Source organism: Bradyrhizobium hipponense (genome assembly GCF_008123965.1).
Lineage (GTDB): Bacteria > Pseudomonadota > Alphaproteobacteria > Rhizobiales > Xanthobacteraceae > Bradyrhizobium > Bradyrhizobium hipponense.
This window is the reverse complement of record NZ_VSTH01000029.1, coordinates 77,939-95,564: the sequence shown is the minus strand read 5'-3', so window position 1 is coordinate 95,564 and position 17,626 is coordinate 77,939. Positions and strand designations below refer to the sequence as shown.

Annotated in this window: 12 protein-coding genes; 6 read left to right on the top strand and 6 right to left on the bottom strand. The window is 64.0% G+C overall.

Annotated elements, in window-relative coordinates; all coding sequences use genetic code 11:
- The first annotated feature begins 33 nt into the window (after positions 1 to 33).
- Complete coding sequence (gene glpK, locus FXV83_RS10425; protein ID WP_148739082.1) at positions 34 to 1,539, top strand: glycerol kinase GlpK; 1,506 nt, start codon at positions 34 to 36, stop codon at positions 1,537 to 1,539.
- Positions 1,540 to 1,706: 167 nt separating this feature from the next.
- Here glpK and FXV83_RS10420 read toward each other — a convergent pair whose 3' ends face one another.
- Positions 1,707 to 2,654: a threonine/serine dehydratase gene (locus tag FXV83_RS10420; protein WP_187435807.1), complete on the bottom strand. Its 948-nt coding sequence runs from the start codon at positions 2,652 to 2,654 to the stop codon at positions 1,707 to 1,709.
- Between the two features lie 154 nt (positions 2,655 to 2,808).
- Here FXV83_RS10420 and FXV83_RS10415 point away from each other — a divergent pair, with 154 nt between their 5' ends.
- Complete coding sequence (locus FXV83_RS10415; RefSeq protein WP_148739081.1) at positions 2,809 to 3,438, top strand: glutathione S-transferase family protein; 630 nt, start codon at positions 2,809 to 2,811, stop codon at positions 3,436 to 3,438.
- 150 nt (positions 3,439 to 3,588) lie between these two features.
- On the opposite strand, the gene FXV83_RS10410 is transcribed toward FXV83_RS10415, so the two are convergent.
- The 3 genes from FXV83_RS10410 to metF all read right to left on the bottom strand — a co-directional run bounded on the left by FXV83_RS10410 (position 3,589) and on the right by metF (position 9,786).
- Complete coding sequence (locus FXV83_RS10410) at positions 3,589 to 4,596, bottom strand: DUF3592 domain-containing protein (RefSeq protein WP_148739080.1); 1,008 nt, start codon at positions 4,594 to 4,596, stop codon at positions 3,589 to 3,591.
- 405 nt (positions 4,597 to 5,001) lie between these two features.
- Complete coding sequence (metH, locus tag FXV83_RS10400; RefSeq protein ID WP_148739078.1) at positions 5,002 to 8,862, bottom strand: methionine synthase; 3,861 nt, start codon at positions 8,860 to 8,862, stop codon at positions 5,002 to 5,004.
- A gap of 6 nt (positions 8,863 to 8,868) precedes the next feature.
- Positions 8,869 to 9,786 carry a methylenetetrahydrofolate reductase [NAD(P)H] gene (metF, locus tag FXV83_RS10395; RefSeq protein ID WP_187435806.1) on the bottom strand — a complete coding sequence of 306 codons (918 nt, stop codon included), beginning with the start codon at positions 9,784 to 9,786 and terminating at the stop codon, positions 8,869 to 8,871.
- A gap of 388 nt (positions 9,787 to 10,174) precedes the next feature.
- Here metF and FXV83_RS10390 point away from each other — a divergent pair, with 388 nt between their 5' ends.
- Positions 10,175 to 11,191: an LLM class flavin-dependent oxidoreductase gene (locus FXV83_RS10390; protein WP_148739076.1), complete on the top strand. Its 1,017-nt coding sequence runs from the start codon at positions 10,175 to 10,177 to the stop codon at positions 11,189 to 11,191.
- 26 nt (positions 11,192 to 11,217) lie between these two features.
- Here the strand turns inward: FXV83_RS10390 and FXV83_RS10385 are convergent, their stop codons facing one another.
- Positions 11,218 to 12,078: a prephenate dehydratase gene (locus FXV83_RS10385; protein ID WP_148739075.1), complete on the bottom strand. Its 861-nt coding sequence runs from the start codon at positions 12,076 to 12,078 to the stop codon at positions 11,218 to 11,220.
- Positions 12,079 to 12,116: 38 nt separating this feature from the next.
- Positions 12,117 to 12,857, bottom strand: a complete 741-nt coding sequence (locus tag FXV83_RS10380) for a 3-deoxy-manno-octulosonate cytidylyltransferase (protein ID WP_148739074.1) — start codon at positions 12,855 to 12,857, stop codon at positions 12,117 to 12,119.
- A 220-nt stretch (positions 12,858 to 13,077) separates the two neighbouring features.
- Between FXV83_RS10380 and FXV83_RS10375 the strand changes: the two genes are divergently transcribed.
- The 3 genes from FXV83_RS10375 to FXV83_RS10365 all read left to right on the top strand — a co-directional run bounded on the left by FXV83_RS10375 (position 13,078) and on the right by FXV83_RS10365 (position 17,623).
- Positions 13,078 to 13,629, top strand: coding sequence for a c-type cytochrome (locus tag FXV83_RS10375; RefSeq protein WP_148739073.1), 552 nt, complete (start codon positions 13,078 to 13,080; stop codon positions 13,627 to 13,629).
- Positions 13,630 to 13,838: 209 nt separating this feature from the next.
- The gene (locus FXV83_RS10370) at positions 13,839 to 15,740 is read left to right on the top strand and encodes an extracellular solute-binding protein (RefSeq protein ID WP_148739072.1); all 1,902 of its coding nucleotides are present in this window, start codon (positions 13,839 to 13,841) and stop codon (positions 15,738 to 15,740) included.
- A 14-nt stretch (positions 15,741 to 15,754) separates the two neighbouring features.
- Complete coding sequence (locus FXV83_RS10365) at positions 15,755 to 17,623, top strand: extracellular solute-binding protein (protein WP_148739100.1); 1,869 nt, start codon at positions 15,755 to 15,757, stop codon at positions 17,621 to 17,623.
- Positions 17,624 to 17,626 lie beyond the last annotated feature (3 nt).

Below are 17,626 nucleotides of genomic sequence, written 5' to 3'. Positions count from 1 at the left end.
CCCGTTCAGGGAATAACGCCAAGGTCCGCCGCCATGTCTTTCGTCCTCGCCATCGATCAGGGCACCACCTCCTCGCGCGCCATCGTGTTTCGCAGCGACATCTCGATCGCCGCGCGGGCGCAAGCTGAATTCCCGCAGCATTTTCCGGCCTCGGGCTGGGTCGAGCACGAGCCGGAAGATATCTGGACCTCGACCATCACGGTCTGCCGCGATGCGATCAAGCAGGCCGGCATCACCGCAAAGGACATCGCCGCGATCGGCATCACCAACCAGCGCGAGACCACCGTGGTGTGGGACCGTGCCACCGGCCAAGCCGTGCACCGCGCCATCGTCTGGCAGGACCGCCGCACTGCTGACATCTGCGCCAAGCTGAAGGCCGACGGCCGCGAGCCAATCATCTCGGAGAAGACCGGCCTGATCATCGATCCCTATTTCTCCGGCACCAAGGTCGCCTGGATCCTCGATCACGTCCCCGGCGCTCGGGCGCGCGCCGCGCGCGGCGAGCTGATGTTCGGCACCGTCGATTGCTATCTGCTGTGGCGCCTCACCGGCGGCAAGGTGCACGCCACCGACGCCACCAACGCCTCACGCACGCTGCTGTTCAACATCCACACCGGGCAATGGGATGACGAGCTGCTGGAGATCATCGGCGTGCCGCGCTCGATGCTGCCCGAGGTGAAGGACTCCTCCGCCCGCTTCGGCGAGAGCACGCCGGATCTGTTCGGCGGCGCGATTCTCATCTCCGGCATCGCCGGCGACCAGCAGGCCGCGACCATCGGCCAGGCCTGCTTCCGCCCGGGCATGATGAAGTCGACCTACGGCACCGGCTGCTTCGCGCTGCTCAACACCGGCACCACGCCGGTGGTCTCCAGGAACAAGCTGCTCACCACCATCGCCTATCAGCTCGCGGGAAAACGCACCTACGCGCTCGAAGGCTCGATCTTCGTTGCGGGCAGCGCTGTTCAGTGGCTGCGCGATGGCCTCGGCATCATCAACCACGCCGCCGAAACCGGCCCGCTTGCCGACCAGTCAGACTCCATGCAGAGCGTCTATCTCGTCCCGGCCTTCGTCGGCATGGGCGCGCCCTACTGGAATCCGCGCGTGCGCGGCGCGCTGTTCGGCCTCACCCGCAACACCGGACCTGCCGAGCTCGCGCATGCCGCGCTCGAAAGCGTCTGCTACCAGACTTTTGACTTGTGGGCCGCGATGCGCGCCGACTGGCCGAGCTCGGAAATCGCCAGCGTCGTGCTGCGCGTCGACGGCGGCATGACTGCGTCCGACTGGACCATGCAGCGCCTCGCCGACCTCCTCGACGCCCCCGTCGACCGTCCCGTGATCCAGGAGACCACAGCGTTAGGGGCCGCCTATCTCGCCGGCCTTGAGGCCGGCGTCTATCCCGAGCCGACGAAATTCGCCGACAACTGGCGCCTCGAGGACCGCTTCAAGCCGAACATGAGCCAGGCAACGCGCGAGCGGAAGCTCGCGGGCTGGGCGAGGGCGGTGAAGGGCGTGCTGGCGAGCGACGAGGGGGAGAGGTAGTGGACGTTTCGTAGCCCAGATGGAGCGCGGCGCAATCCGGAATTGTCTCGCATGCTCTCGACCGCGATTTTGTCTGGCTGCACTGCCGCTTCCACACCGTCATTGCGAGGAGCCCTTGCGACGAAGCAATCCAGACTGTCCCCTCGGAAAGATCCTGGATTGCTTCGCTAGCCATCGAAATTCACCGCCGTGGTGTTCGCGCCGCAGACCAGCACTGCGACCCGCTCGCCGGGTGAGGGACGATAGCGGCCGGAGAGCAGTGCGGCAAAGGCGGCTGCGCCGCCGGGCTCGGCCACCAAGCGCAAGCTCGACCACAACGCCGCTTGCGCCTGCCGGATCGCCTCGTCGCTGATCAAGACGACGCGCTCGACATGAGCGCGCGCGATCGGAAACATCAATTGTCCGACGCGCTTTGGCGCGAGGCTGTCGGCAGCGAGGCCACCGGCCGGCGCATCGACCGGGGCGCCCGCCTCGAAGGCGGCGTGCAAGGTCGGCGATTGCTCCGGCTCGACGGCCACGATGCGGGTCCGGCCGGCGGTCCACGCCGCAATGCCGCCGATCAGCCCGCCGCCGCCGACCGCGACCAGCAGCGTGTCGATATCCGGCGCATCCTGCTCCAGCTCCAGGCCAACGCTGCCCTGGCCGAGCAGGGTCTCGGCCTGATCATAGGCGTGGACGGCCATGGCGCCGGTCTGCGCCACATGAGCTTCGCTCGCGGCGAGCGCATCGGCATAGCGGCTGCCGGCAATCACGAGCTCGGCGCCATAACCCCTGATCCGCTCGGCCTTGGCGGGCGAGGTAATGTCAGGAACGAAAATCGTGGCGGGAATTTTGAGCCGCTGCGCCGCATAGGCGACGGCCGCGCCATGATTGCCGCCGGATGCGGCGACGACACCGGCTTGCGGCACCTGCCGCAGCAGCAGATTGGCGAACGCACCCCGCGCCTTGAACGACCCGGAATGCTGCAGCAGCTCGAGCTTGAAAATGACGGGCGCGGCCGGCAGGCCGAAATCGGCGAGGTCGGCTGCGAGCAGTGGGGTGCGGCGGATATGCGGGCGGATGATGGCCTCAGTCGCCGCGATCCGCTCCCTGGTGATGTCCATTGTCGCTGTCATGATGTCGTCCTTGATAGCGCATCCGGGAGACGCTGTCCCGGCGCCGTGCATTCGGCGCAATGCTCTATGTCCAGGATTTTGCTTGCGTCGTTGCAATGTTGTCGTGGAAACTGATCGGCCCTGCCTCATCTAGCGACTGAGAAGAGCGAGAACCATGTTCCTGATCGGCCAATACGATTCCCCCTTCGTCCGCCGCGTCGCCATCGCGCTGAAGCTTTATGGGCTCGCCTTCGAGCACCGGCCGTGGTCGACCTTCGGCGATGCCGACAAGATCGCGCCGTATAATCCGCTACGCCGCGTGCCGACGCTGGTGCTCGACGACGGCGAGGCGCTGATCGAGAGCACGATCATCCTGGATTATCTCGACGAGCTCGTTGGTGCAGAGAAGGCGATGCTGCCGCGAAGCGGCATCGAGCGGCGCAAGCATTTGCGCATCTGCGCGCTCGCCACCGGCCTCGGCGACAAGGCGGTGAGCCTGCTCTATGAGCGCGTGCTGCGGAAGGAGCAGCTTGCGCTCTGGGTCCAGCGCTGCGAGGCGCAGATTGCGGATGTCCTCGGCGTGCTGGAGGCCGAGCGCGCCAAGGTGACGATGCCGTACTGGCTGGGGACGCGCATCGGCCACGCCGACGTCGCGGTGGCCTGCGTCGTCCGCTTCACCCGCGAAGCGCATCCGCAGCTGTTCGACACGGCGCGCTATCCGGCGTTGAGCGCACATGCCGAGCGCTGCGGGGCGCTGGCGCCGTTCCAGGAGATCGTGCAGCCGCTGGCGCCGCCAAAGGGGTGAGGGGCCCCTCCGTCCGTCATTCCGGGGCGCGCGGAGAGCGAGCTATGATGCGCAATTGCGCATCTGAGAATCCATCGTGCAGCTGGGGTCGCGGATAAATGGATTCCAGGCTCGCGCCAAGCGGCGCGCCCCGGAACGACACCAAGCGCCCTATGCGAACCCGACCTTGATCAGGATTGTCAGGAAAAGGCCGCCAACGATCGCGCAGACCGCGGCACCGACCAGCGGCCCCAGCGCGCCTTCCCGGTTTGCAGGCTCCAACACGGCTTGTCCCGGCTGCTCCGGATCGTAATAAACTTTGACGCTCTGACCGGGACGATATTTCGCTGCTTCCTTTTGCGCGACCTCGCGCAGCCCGGAGATCATGGTGCCGCCCCAATTGAGTTCGGTACCGGTGAAATCGCGCTTGCCGACCTTGTAGGTGTAGCGGAGGTCGACCTGATAGCGGTGTACGAGCTTTGAAGTCGTCGGTCTGTTGTCGTGCTCGGTCTTCTCCTCGATGATCTCCTCGATCACGTCGGAATGCGTAATCCTGCCCGACGCGGTCGGCCAGCGCAGGCTGGCGCTCGCCAGCCGGCGCGTCCGGACATATTCTGCGACGCAGAACACGACGCCGATGAGCGCGATGATCGGCACCGCGAACGCGAACAGCGGAACGCCATTGTCGGCGTAGAGCACGTGACCGGCGAGCGAATGCGCGGTCAGGGTGGCGGCAATAAAACCGAATGCGATGGTGAACGCCACCAGCGCCGCGACGTTCTGCGCCGCGGCAGGCTCCAGCAGTGCCTCGGTCGGTTGCTTCGGATCGACATGGATTTCGACATGCGCGCCGACCGGATATCGTCCGGCCAGTTTTGCGGCGAGCACCCTCGTCGTAATGGCGGGGCCGCCGACAAAGATCTTGTCGCCTTCCAGCTCCTGGCCGCCGGCCTGATAGCGATAGCGGATGATGGGCTTGGCATCGTTCCGATCGTCCGAGGCGTGGGTCGCAGGCTGATCGACCCGGGAGACCGTGATGATGCCCTCGACCTTGTCCCAGCTCCGCGCGGCCTGCATCCGGCCCCGCATGCGGATCAGGCTGAACAGCATCAATCCAAACAGCAATATCGAGATTCCGGCGGCAATCTGCGTCCACATCAATTGATGGGCATCCAGCATCTGATTTCCTTGGCTCTCCGATGGCGACCGCTATTGGTCGCGGCGAGCGCGCGTTGCGTTCACGGTTGTGGCGGCGAAATACGCGCGAGGATGCAAGCTGTTTGGAATGTGAGTTGGAGAGCGATGTGGTTGCCCACACCCCGTCATTGCGAGCGCAGCGAAGCAATCCAGAATCTCTCCGCGGAGACACACTGGATTGCTTCGCTGCGCTCGCAATGACGAGATCGGGGTGGAGAGCCTCTGCCGTTCAACAGGCGAGGTCTGCAACGATGAATTAATACAGGTGTTTTGCCCGACGCATCAAGCTGCTTTCGGCAGGACCGAAAATTCCTTAGGCCTTTCAACCCCATCCCTACTGTGCATGGGGTTGTTTTCACCTTTTAAGTTAGGGGCGAAGGCGCGAGCCTATCCCGCGCCTGCGCGCTTCTTCTGCCAGACCAGATGCACGGCGCAGGTGCAGCCCGGCGGATGCGAGGCAAGCTCCTTCGAGGTCTCGTCGTTCGCCGGCGTCGCCGCGAAAGCCTTGTCGGCAGCGCCTTGCTGCGCCGGAATGTAGTTCAGGATGGGTGCCAGCCAGCGCTCGGTCTCCGCGATGCTCATGCCCTTGCGTGCGGCATAGTCCTCGACCTGGTCGCGCTCGATCTTGCCGACACCGAAATAATAGCTCGCAGGATGTGAGAAATAGAGCCCGGACACGCTGGAGCCCGGCCACATCGCAAAGCTCTCCGTCAGCTTCACGCCGGCCGTGGCTTCCGCGTCGAGCAGCTCGAACAGCGTCGCCTTCTCGGTGTGATCGGGCTGCGCGGGATAGCCGGGCGCGGGGCGGATGCCCTGGTATTTTTCGAGGATCAGCTCCTCGGTCGAGAGCGCCTCGTCCGGCGCATAGGCCCAGAACTCGCGGCGCACGCGGGCGTGCATGCGCTCGGCAAAGGCTTCCGCAAGACGGTCGGCCAGCGCCTTGCACAGGATCGAGGAGTAGTCGTCATTGGCTTTCCTGAAGCGGTCGGCGACCACATCCTCGCCGATGCCGGCGGTGACGACGAAGCCGCCGACATAGTCGGGCACACCCGTGTCAATTGGCGCGATGAAATCGGACAGCGCGGCGTTGAAGCGGCCCTCGCGCTTCTCGAGCTGCTGGCGCAGCGTGTGCAGCGTCGCGATCGTCCTGGTCCGGCTTTCGTCGGCATAGAGCACGATGTCGTCGCCTTGCGCATTCGCCGGCCAGAAGCCGACGGTCGCGCGCGCCCTGAACCATTTTTCCCTGACGATCAAATCGAGCATTTTTCGCGCGTCGTCGTAGAGCGAACGCGCGACTTCGCCGACTTTGGCATCGTCGAGAATGGCGGGGAAGCGGCCGGCGAGCTCCCAGGTCTGGAAGAACGGCGTCCAGTCGATATAGGGCACAAGCTCGGCGAGATCGTAATCGTCAAAGCTCCTGGTGCCGAGGAAGGTCGGCTTCACCGGCTTGTTTGCGGCAAAGTCGACCGGTACGCGGTTGGCGCGGGCCGCAGCCAGCTTCAGCCGCTTCTTGTCGGCCTGCGCGCGGAAATGCGCATCGGAGATCTTTGCGTATTCGGCGCGCACGTCGGCAGCATAGGCCTCGCGCTTCTCGGGCGACAGCAGCGCGGAGGCGACGCCGACAGCGCGGCTGGCGTCGTTGACATGCACCACGGGCCCGGCGCGATAGCTCGGGTCGATCTTCACGGCGGTATGCACGCGGCTCGTGGTGGCGCCGCCGATGAGCAGCGGCAGCTTCAACCCTTCGCGCTGCAATTCGCCGGCGAAGAACGCCATCTCGTCGAGCGAGGGCGTGATCAGGCCGGACAGGCCGACGATGTCGGCCTTCTCCGCCTTCACGGTTTCGACGATCTTCGCGGCCGGCACCATCACGCCGAGGTCGATGACCTCGAAATTGTTGCACTGGAGTACGATGCCGACGATGTTCTTGCCGATGTCGTGGACGTCGCCCTTGACGGTCGCAAGCACGATCTTGCCGGCGGAGCTGGAGCCTTCGGTGCCGATTCCGTTGGCGAGGTTGCGCGCCTTCTCCTCTTCCATGAATGGCATCAGCCAGGCCACCGCCTGCTTCATCACCCGTGCGGATTTGACGACCTGGGGCAGGAACATCTTGCCGTCGCCGAAGAGGTCGCCGACCACGTTCATGCCGGCCATCAGCGGTCCCTCGATCACGTCGAGCGGTCGCTTGGAGGCCTTGCGGGCTTCCTCGGTATCCACTTCGATGAACTCGGTGATGCCATGCACCAGCGCGTGGCTGAGCCGCTTCTCCACCGGCCATTCGCGCCAGGCGAGATCGGCCTCCTTGGTCTGGGTCTTGTTGCCGCGGAATTTCTCCGCGAGCGCCAGCAGCCGTTCGGACGCGCCGGGATCGCGGTTCAACACCACATCCTCGCAAGTTTGGCGCAATTCGGGATCGATGTCGTCATAGACGATCATCTGTCCGGCATTGACGATGCCCATGTCCATGCCGGCCTTGATGGCATGATACAGGAACACCGAGTGCATGGCCTCGCGCACCGGCTCGTTGCCACGGAACGAGAACGACAGATTGGAGACGCCGCCCGAGATATGCGCGCCCGGCAGGTTCTTGCGGATCCAGCGCGTCGCCTCGATGAAGTCGACGCCGTAGTTGTTGTGCTCCTCAATGCCGGTCGCGATCGCAAAGATATTCGGATCGAAGATGATGTCTTCCGGCGGAAAGCCGATGCGGTTCACCAGGATGTCGTAGGCGCGCTTGCAGATCTCGGTCTTGCGGGCGAACGTATCGGCCTGGCCGACCTCGTCGAACGCCATCACCACCACAGCCGCACCGTGACGCCGGGCGATCTTCGCTTCGTGGATGAACTTCTCCTCGCCTTCCTTCATCGAGATCGAATTCACCACCGGCTTGCCCTGAACACATTTCAGGCCCGCCTCGATCACCGAGAATTTGGAAGAGTCGACCATCACCGGCACGCGGGCGATGTCGGGCTCGGCGGCGACGAGGTTGAGGAAGGTCCGCATCGCAGCTTCCGAGTCCAGCAGGCCCTCGTCCATGTTGACGTCGATGATCTGTGCGCCGTTCTCGACCTGGTCGCGGGCGACCTGCAGCGCGGCGGTGTAGTCGCCGGCGGTGATCAGCTTGCGGAAGCGCGCCGAACCCGTGACGTTGGTGCGCTCGCCGATATTCACGAACGGGATCGCGTCCGTCAGAATGAAGGGCTCGAGGCCGGAGAGCCTCAAGCGAGGCTCGATCTCCGGCACGACGCGCGGCTTGTGCGGCGCTACAGCGGCGGCGATCGCCGCGATGTGGTCCGGCGTGGTGCCGCAGCAGCCGCCGACGATGTTGACGAGGCCATCGCGGGCGAACTCGCCGATCAGGCGGGCCATGTACTCCGGGGTCTCGTCGTACTGGCCGAACTCGTTGGGCAGGCCGGCATTGGGATAGGCGCACACCAGCGTATCGGCGACGCGGCCGATATCGGCGATATGGGCGCGCAGATCTTCGGCGCCGAGCGCGCAGTTGAAGCCGATGGTGATGGGCTTGGCGTGCCGCACCGAATGCCAGAACGCCTCCGGCATCTGTCCCGACAGCAGTCGGCCGGATTTGTCGGTGATGGTGCCTGACACCATCACGGGCACGTCGATGCCGCGCGCTTCCGTGATCTCGGCGATCGCATAGAGCGCCGCCTTGGCGTTCAGCGTGTCGAAGATGGTCTCGACCAGCAGCAGGTCGATGCCGCCGTCGATCAGGCCCTTGATCTGTTCGCCATAGGATTTGCGTAAGTCGTCGAAGGTCACGGCGCGGTAGCCGGGGTTGGAAACGTCCGGCGAGATCGAGGCGGTGCGGTTGGTCGGGCCGAGGGCGCCGGCGACGAAGCGCGGCTTGCCGTCCTCGGCCTCGACACGCCGGGCCGCGTTGCCGGCGAGGCGGGCGCCTTCGAGCGCCATCTCATAGACGATGTCGGTGAGGTCGTAATCGGCCTGCGCGATCGAGGTCGTGGAGAACGTGTTGGTCGCGACGATGTCCGCGCCGGCGCGCAAATAGGCGGCGTGGATGTCCTCGATCGCCTGCGGCTGGGTCAGGATCAACAGATCGTTGTTGCCGCGCAGGTCGCGGTGGAAATCCTTGAAGCGCTCGCCGCGGAAGGCGGCTTCGTCGAACTGGAGGTTCTGGATCATCGTGCCCATGGCGCCGTCGAGCACGAGGATGCGGTCGCGGGCGGCGTCGAGCAGGGCGGTTCGCTTCGGAGAGATCGGTATGGTCATGTTGTCTTACGCAGCCTTCTGGGCGCTCTTGGCGCGAATGCCGAGCAAATGGCTGATCGCGAACACGAGGTCGGCGCGATTCATGGTGTAGAAATGGAAGGTGTCGACGCCGTGCTTCGCCAGCTTGTGCACCTGGCCGGCGGCAACAGTGGCAGCGACCAGCTTGCGTGTGTCGGGATCGTCGTCGAGGCCGTCGAACTTCTCCGCAAGCCAGTCCGGCACGCTGGTGCCTGCGCGGGTGACGAAGGCTCTCGCCTGCTTGAAATTGTGCATGGGCATGATGCCCGGCACGATCGGAATGTTGATGCCGCGGCTACGAACGCGGTCGAGATAACGGAAGTAGAGGTCGTTATCGAAGAACACCTGGGTGATGGCGCGGGTCGCGCCGGCGTCGACCTTGGCCTTCAGCGTGTCGATATCGGCGTCGAAGTCGCGGGCCTCGGGATGCTTCTCAGGGTAGGCTGAGACCGAAACCTCGATATCAGCGTGCCGCTTCTTGATCCCCGCGACGAGATCGGCCGAGCTCTGATAGCCGTCGGGATGGGCGGCGTAGGCCGTGCCGATGCCGCCAGGCGGATCGCCGCGTAGGCCGACAATATGGCGGACGCCGACCTCGTGATAGCGGTCGACGATCTCGTCGATCTCGCCGCGCGAGGCCCCGACGCAGGTGAGATGCGCGGCTGGCAAGAGCGCGGTTTCCTTCAGGATGCGAGAGATGGTCGAATGGGTGCGCTCGCGGGTCGAGCCGCCGGCGCCATAGGTCACCGAGACGAAATTCGGCTCGAGCGGAGCCAGCCGGTTGATGGTGTCCCAGAGATTGCGTTCCATGTCTTCGGTCTTGGGCGGAAAGAACTCGAAGGAGATCGCCGGCCGTTTTCCGGCGAGGTGCCCCTCGGCTTGGGCAGGCGTCGTCAAATCGGTCATGGCACCACTCACTCCAGAGTCTTCTTGGCGGCCGTCGGTCAGGTCCAGCTTGGAAGAGCTAAGATAGGGCAAAGGCGAATGACCCGACAGCCCATCGTGGATGGGAAGTGGCCCACTATTGCGAATACTGCTGTCAATTTGGCGGAAGTTGAGTATCATTGTGGGATGCGCGAATTGTGATATTCGATATATATTTCAGGTAATTGGATGTGTCATCCAAAGAATCTCTGCTGAAATAGATTGTTGGGCAGTATGAAAATCAACTGAGGATTAGTGCTGTTGTCCCAACGGCAGCGACGGTGCCAGCGCACCCGACTCACGGCCAGCACACGCCAGCCCTGCTCCTCGCCCCATTGTAGCGCTGCCACGGCGCGTTAGCTTACCCGCCATGCTCCCGCTCTCCGTCCTCGACCTCTCCGTCGTCACCACCGGCACGAAGCCGGCCGCGGCACTGCGCAACAGCATCGATCTGGCGCGCCATGTCGACGGTCTCGGCTATGTCCGCTATTGGCTCGCCGAGCATCATAACCTGGCGTCCGTCGCGAGCCCGGCGCCCGACGTGATGATCGGACAGATCGCTGCGGTGACGACGCACATCCGCGTCGGCTCCGGCGGCGTGATGCTGCCCAACCACGCGCCGCTGGTGGTGGCCGAACGCTTCAAAATGCTGGAGGCGCTATTCCCCGGCCGCATCGACCTCGGCCTCGGCCGCGCCCCGGGGACCGACGGCGCGACGGCCTACGCGCTTCGCAGCCGGCTCGATCGCCGCGAGGGCGACGATTTCCTGGAGCGGCTGCACGAACTGATCCTGTGGCAGACCCGTGAATTTCCCTCGGGACACCCTTACAATAACGTCGTCGCGATGCCCGACGACACGCCGTTGCCGCCGATCTGGCTGCTCGGCTCCAGCGACTATTCCTCGGAATTGGCCGCGCAAGTCGGGATGGGCTTCGCCTTCGCCCATCATTTCGCGTCCCACGACGCGATCGATGCGATGGTGCATTACCGCAACCGTTTCCAGCCCTCGGCGTGGCGCGCGAGCCCGCAGGCGATCCTGGCCGTCGCCGTCATCACCGCTGACACTGATGACGAGGCTGAAAAACTCGCCGCCTCGTTCGACCTCAACCGCCTACGCCGCGACCGCGGCCAGTACCTGCCGCTGCCGAGCGTCGAGGAAGCGCTGGCTTATCCCTATACGGATGCCGAGCGCACCTCGATCCTGCGCAACCGCTCGCGCCTGTTCGTCGGCTCGCCTGCGACGGTACAGCAGAAGCTTCAGCCGCTGATCGATGCCAGCAAGCCCGACGAGCTGATGGTGATCACCGCCGTCTACGACCACGACGCGCGCAAGAAGTCGTATTCGCTGCTGGCGGAGGCGTTCGGGCTGGCGAAGCCAGCAGTATAAGTTCACCCTCCTGGGAGGGCGGCAGATCAATCCTGCTGCGTTTCGTTGAACGTCGCGCGGAACGGGTGTCCCGGATACACGCCGACGATGCGGAATTCGCGCGAGAAGAATTTCAGCTCCTCGATCGCAAACGCCAGGCCCTTGTCCTCGGGATGGCCGTCGACATCGGCGTAAAACTGCGTGGCGAAGAAATTGCCGTCGACCATGTAGCTCTCGAGCTTGGTCATGTTGACGCCGTTGGTGGCAAAGCCGCCTAGCGCCTTGTAGAGCGCGGCAGGCAAATTGCGCACCCGGAATACAAAAGTCGTGACCAGCGGGCCGGTGCCCCGCGGCGCCCATTTGGGCTCGCGCGCCAGCACCACGAAGCGCGTGGTGTTGTGGGCCTCGTCCTCGATGTCATCAGCCAGGATATCGAGGCCATAGATCTGCGCGGCCAGGCGCGAGGCGATCGCCGCGACCGTCTTGTCGTTGCGCTCGGAGATGTCGCGGGCGCTGCCGGCGGTGTCGGCGTGTACGATCGGCTTGATGCCGAGCTTGCGGATGATGCGCCGGCACTGGCCGAGCGCATGCACATGGCTCTCGACGCTCTTGATGTCCTCAAGCTTGGTCCCCTTCACCGCCATCAATTGATGGCGGACCGGCAGAAACCATTCGCCGATGATGAAGAGGCCGGAGGCCGGGAGCAGGTGATGGATATCGGCGACGCGGCCTGCGACCGAATTTTCGATCGGGATCATGCCAAGATCGGCCTCGCCCGACGAGATCGCCGATAGCGCGTCCTCGAAGGTGGCGCAGGGCATCGGGTCGGCGTCGGGATAGGCCTCGACGATGGCGATGTGGGAATTGGCTCCGGGCTCGCCCTGGAACGCGATTCTTGGCTTGCTCATGTCTTGAAGTGCTCCTGGGTCGGCCTTGTAACAGCCGCTCAGGATTTGGAAAGTATGCTGCGGGCGGTTTCGAGATCGGCAGGGGTGTCGACCCCGCGGGGCACGGTATCGACGATGGTGAAGTCGATCCGCATGCCGGCCTCCAGCGCGCGCAGCTGCTCCAGCTTCTCCTGCAATTCCAGCGGCGACGGCGGCAGCGAGACGAAGCGTTCCAGGGCCGCGCGGCGATAGGCATAGAGGCCGATATGGTGGTAGCGCGGTCCGTCGCCGGTGGGCGCCGTGGCGCGGGTGAAATAAAGCGCCCGCATGCGCTTGCCGCCGAGCGAGGTTCCGACCGCCTTGACGACGCTGGGAGCGAGGTCCTCCTCCTCGGTATGGATCTGCGAGGCCAGCGTGGCGATATCGACGGCCGGGTCGTCGAGCGGCGGCAGCACGTCGCGAATGTTGCCCGTCGTGATGGTCGGGAAATCGCCCTGGAGATTGACCACGATCTCGGCCTTGCCTGCGGGGTCGAGCTTCTGCATCGCTTCGTGGATGCGGTCCGACCCCGAGGGGTGCTCGGTGCGGGTCATCACGGCCTCGCCGCCATGGGCGGTCACGACCGCGGCAATCTCCGCCGTATCGGTTGCAACCGCAACCCGGCCGATCCCGGCGGCCTCGGCGCGCCGCAGCACGTGCACGATCATCGGCAGGCCTGCGATATCGGCGAGCGGCTTGCCGGGCAGACGGGTGGCCGCCATGCGAGCCGGGATCAGCACCAGGATGCGGGGAGCGGTCATCGGTTCAAGGGCCTGGAAATGGAGCGTTTTCCGCGTTGAGAAATGGGGTGGGGATGGGGCGAAAGCCGGCTCGCTTATACGGGTTGCCAGACCCCGGGCAAACCGATATCTCAATGGCAAAACTCGGGGAAACAATAAGGAACGTTTGATTCTCCCGAGGCGCGTCCTGGCGGCCGGTTGGGCCGCTCGATCCTTCTTGCGGTGTGGGGCCTGGCCGGAAATGGACTCTTTCGAACTCAATAAGATTCTCGGTGCCGTGCTCGGCACTTGTCTCGTTCTGCTGGTGACGAGCTTCACCGCCCAGGCGCTGTTCTCGCCAAAAATGCCGGAAAAGCCCGGCTTCGAGATTGCAGTGAAGGAAGAGGCGGGAGACAAGGGTGGCACTGCGGCTGCCGCGCCGTCCGAGCCGATCGAAAAGCTGCTGCAGACCGCCTCCGTCGAGAAGGGCGCTTCCGCCGCCAAGAAGTGCGGCGCGTGCCACACTTTCGAGAAGGGTGGCCCGAATCGCGTCGGTCCCAACCTCTACGGCGTCGTCGGCGACCACGTCGGTGAGGGTCGCGGCGGCTTCAACTTCTCGGCCGCCATGAAGGCCAAGGGCGGCACTTGGGACTTCGATACGCTCAACAAGTTCATCGCCAATCCCAAGGCGGCTGTCCCGGGCACCGCAATGGGCTTTGCCGGCATCCCGAAGGACAGCGAGCGCGCCGACGTTATCGCCTATCTGAACAGCCTTTCCGACAGCCCGAAGCCGCTGCCCACCGCAGCGAAGTAAGGCGTTTCGACTTCGATCTTGGTACGCGGCCGGGCTCATAAGCCCGGCCGTTTCCGCATTTGGGCCTCGCGGCGTTGTTATCGGGGCGTTTGGCCGCAGCGAACCGCCTCCCGGGCTTCCAAGATGAGGAAAAAGCAACATATTCGGTCGAAACCTCGCCTATATTGAGCACTTAAAGGGGTAACCTCCTTCAAGACAGGGATGTTGATTTGGCCATTACCCGACGCGACCTCTTGCTCACCGGCACTGCTGCCGCCGCACTTCCTGCCCTCGGTTCCGTGGCGGGCGTTCCCGCCATCGGCGCGGCCGAGGTACAGGCCGCTAGCGATCTGTCCTGGCGTCACGCGCTGTCGCTGTTCGGGAACGTCAAGTATCCCGCCGACTTCAAGCGCTTTGACTATGTCAATCCGGAAGCGCCTAAAGGCGGCGCCGCGCGCCAGATCGCCGTCGGCACGTTCGACAATTTCAACATCGTCGTCGCCGGCGTGAAGGGTGCGATCGCGGGGGCTGTCGCCTTCATTTATGAATCCCTGCTGACGCCCTCGCTGGACGAAGTCTCGACCGAGTATGGCGCTCTCGCGGAGGCCGTGAGCCATCCCGCCGATTTCTCCTTCGTGACCTATCGCCTGCGCGCCGAGGCCAAATGGCATGATGGCAAGCCGGTCACCGTCGACGATGTCATCTTCTCGCTCGATGCGTTCAAGAAGCACCACCCGATGTATTCGGCCTATTACAGCCATGTGGTCAGGGCCGAGAAGGTCGGGGACCGTGACGTCAAGTTCGTGTTCGATGCGCCGGGCAATCGCGAACTGCCGCAGATCGTGGGGCAGCTCACCATCCTGCCGAAGCACTGGTGGGAGGGCACCGACGCACAAGGGCGCAAGCGCGACGTCTCCGCCACCACGCTCGAAGTGCCGCTGGGCTCGGGTCCCTACCGGATCAAGGAATTCGTTGCCGGCCGTACTATCGCTCTCGAGCGCGTGAAGGACTATTGGGGGCGTGACTTCGCCACCAATGTCGGCCGCAACAATTTCGACGAGCTGCGCTACGAATACTTCCGGGACGCGACCGTCGCGATCGAGGCATTCAAGGCCGACCAGGTCGACTGGCGCACCGAGAACAGCGCCAAGAGCTGGGCGACAGCCTACGATTTCCCCGCCGTGGCCGAGAAACGCGTGATCCTTGAGGAATTCGCCAACCGCAGCTCGGGCGTCATGCAGGCCTTCGTGCCGAACCTGCGCCGCGCCAAATTCAGGGATCCTCGCGTGCGTCGTGCGCTCAACTACGCGTTCGACTTCGAGGAAATGAACAAGCAGATCTTTTTCGGCCAGTACAAGCGCATCAGCAGCTATTTCGACGGCATCGACGAACTGATGGCGACCGGCCTGCCGCAGGGCAAGGAACTCGAAATCCTCGAAACAGTGCGCGCGGACGTGCCGCCCGAGGTCTTCACGACGGCTTACACCAATCCCGTCGGGGGCAGCCCGGAAGCGGTGCGTGACAATCTGCGCGAGGCGCTGCGCCTGCTGAAGGAGGCCGGCTACGAGGTGCGCGATCGCAAGCTGATCGACGTCAAGACCGGGACCCAGCTCGCCTTCGAACTCCTGAGCGCGGATCCGAGCTTCGAGCGGATCGTGCTGTTCTACAAGCCGTCGCTCGAGCGTCTCGGCATCGCAGTCAGCGTGCGAACGGTCGATCCGACGCAATACGAGAACCGGCTTCGCGACTGGGATTTCGACATCATCACCAACTCCTGGGGCGAGTCGCAGTCTCCGGGCAATGAGCAGCGCGAATTCTGGGGCTCCAAATCCGCCGACATGGCCGGTTCGCGCAACGTTGCCGGCATCAAGAACCCCGCCATCGACAAGCTGATCGAGCGGGTCATCTATGCCACCGACCGCGACGATCTCATCGCCGCCACCAAGGCGCTGGACCGCGTGCTGCTCTGGAATAACTACGTCGTGCCGCAGTGGAATTATCCCAAAGTACGCACCGCGCGCTGGGATCGGTTCGGCCGGCCGTCGGAATTGCCCAAATACGGCCAGTCCGGCTTCCCGTTCATCTGGTGGTACGACGCAGACAAGGCGGCGCGGATCGCGAAGAAGTCGTGAAGGACATTATCCGCATGGCGCAGCCCTCACGCCGGCACGTGCTCGGCCTCGGCATCGGCGCCGTGAGCGCGTCCTGCCTGCGCGGCGCGGTCGCATCGGAAATGCCGGCCGAAATGCACGGCATCTCGGCGTTCGGCGATCTGAAATATCCCGCCGACTTCCACCATTTCGACTATATCAATGTCGACGCGCCGAAGGGCGGCACGTTCTCGCTGATCCCGTCGGTCCGCGCCTACAACCAGTCCTATTTCACGTTCAGCTCGCTCAACGCTTACATCCTGAAGGGCGAAGGCGCGCAAGGTATGGACATGACCTTTGCGCCGTTGATGGCGCGCGCCAATGACGAACCCGACGCGATGTACGGGGTCGCAGCCAAATCGGTACGTATCTCTCCGGACAAACTCACCTACACCTTCATGATACGGCAGGAGGCCCGTTTTCACGATGGCTCCAGGCTAACCGCGCACGACGTCGCCTTCTCGCTCAATTCCCTGAAAGAGAAAGGTCATCCTCTGATCATCGTGCAGTTGCGCGATTTCGTGAAGGCCGAGGCGCTGGACGATGCGACGGTGGCCGTGACGTTCGCGCCGGGACGCGCACGCGACGTGCCGCTCTATGTTGCTGGCCTCCCGATCTTCTCAAAGGCCTATTACGCAACGCGCCCCTTCGAGGAATCCTCGCTCGATACGCCGTTGGGTTCTGGCCCGTACAAGGTCGGCAGGTTCGAGGTGAACCGCTACATCGAATATGAGCGCGTCAAGGATTGGTGGGGCGCCGATCTGCCGGTCTGCCGCGGCAGCTATAATTTCGATGCCGTCCGCTATGAATATTATCGCGACCGCGACGTCGCCTTCGAAGGCTTTACCGGCAAGTCCTATCTCTTTCGCGAGGAGCTCACCGCGCGCATCTGGGCAACCCGCTATGACTTTCCGGCGATCAAGGACGGCCGCGTTAAGCGCGAACAATTACCTGACGATACGCCCTCAGGCGCGCAAGGCTGGTTCATCAATCTGCGCCGGGACAAATTCAGGGATGCCCGGGTGCGGGAAGCCTTGATTTACGCCTTCGACTTCGAATGGACCAACAAGACCATCATGTACGGCGCCTACGCACGTACGCAATCGCCGTTCCAGAATTCGGACATGATGGTGTCCGGGCCGCCTTCGCCTGAGGAGCTCGCGCTGCTCGAGCCATTCCGGGGCCAGGTGCCGGACGAAGTGTTCGGAATGCCCTTTGTGCCGCCGGTGTCGGACGGATCGGGGCAGGATCGCAGCCTGCTGCGCAAGGCCGGCGAACTGCTCAATGAAGCCGGCTATGTCATCAAGGACCGCAAGCGCGTGCTGCCCAATGGCGAACCTTTCACCATCGAATTCCTGAACGACGAGCAATCGATCCAGCCGCACCACGGGCCCTACCTCAAGAATTTGGCGACGCTTGGTATCGATGCCACGTTCCGCCTGGTCGACGCCGTGCAATACCGTGCGCGATTGGAGGATTTCGACTTCGATATGACCATCGAGCGCTTCTCCATGTCGGCTACCCCGGGCGACAACATGCGGGCGTTCTTTTCCTCCCACGCTGCCAAGACCAAGGGCTCATACAATCTTGCGGGTATCTCCAGTCCGGTGATCGACGCGCTGATCGACAAGATCATTGGCGCCCAAACCAGGGCGGAACTGACCACCGCTTGCCGGGCTTTCGATCGTGTCTTTCGTGCCGGACGTTACTGGGTGCCGCAATGGTACGCCAACTTCCACCGCGTGGCCTATTGGGATCAGTTCAGCCATCCCGAGAAGCCTCCGAAATATGCGCAAGGGGTCGGCGCACCCGAAAACTGGTGGTTCGACGCGGCCAAGGCCGCCAAGCTCGAGCAGGCGAAGTAGTTC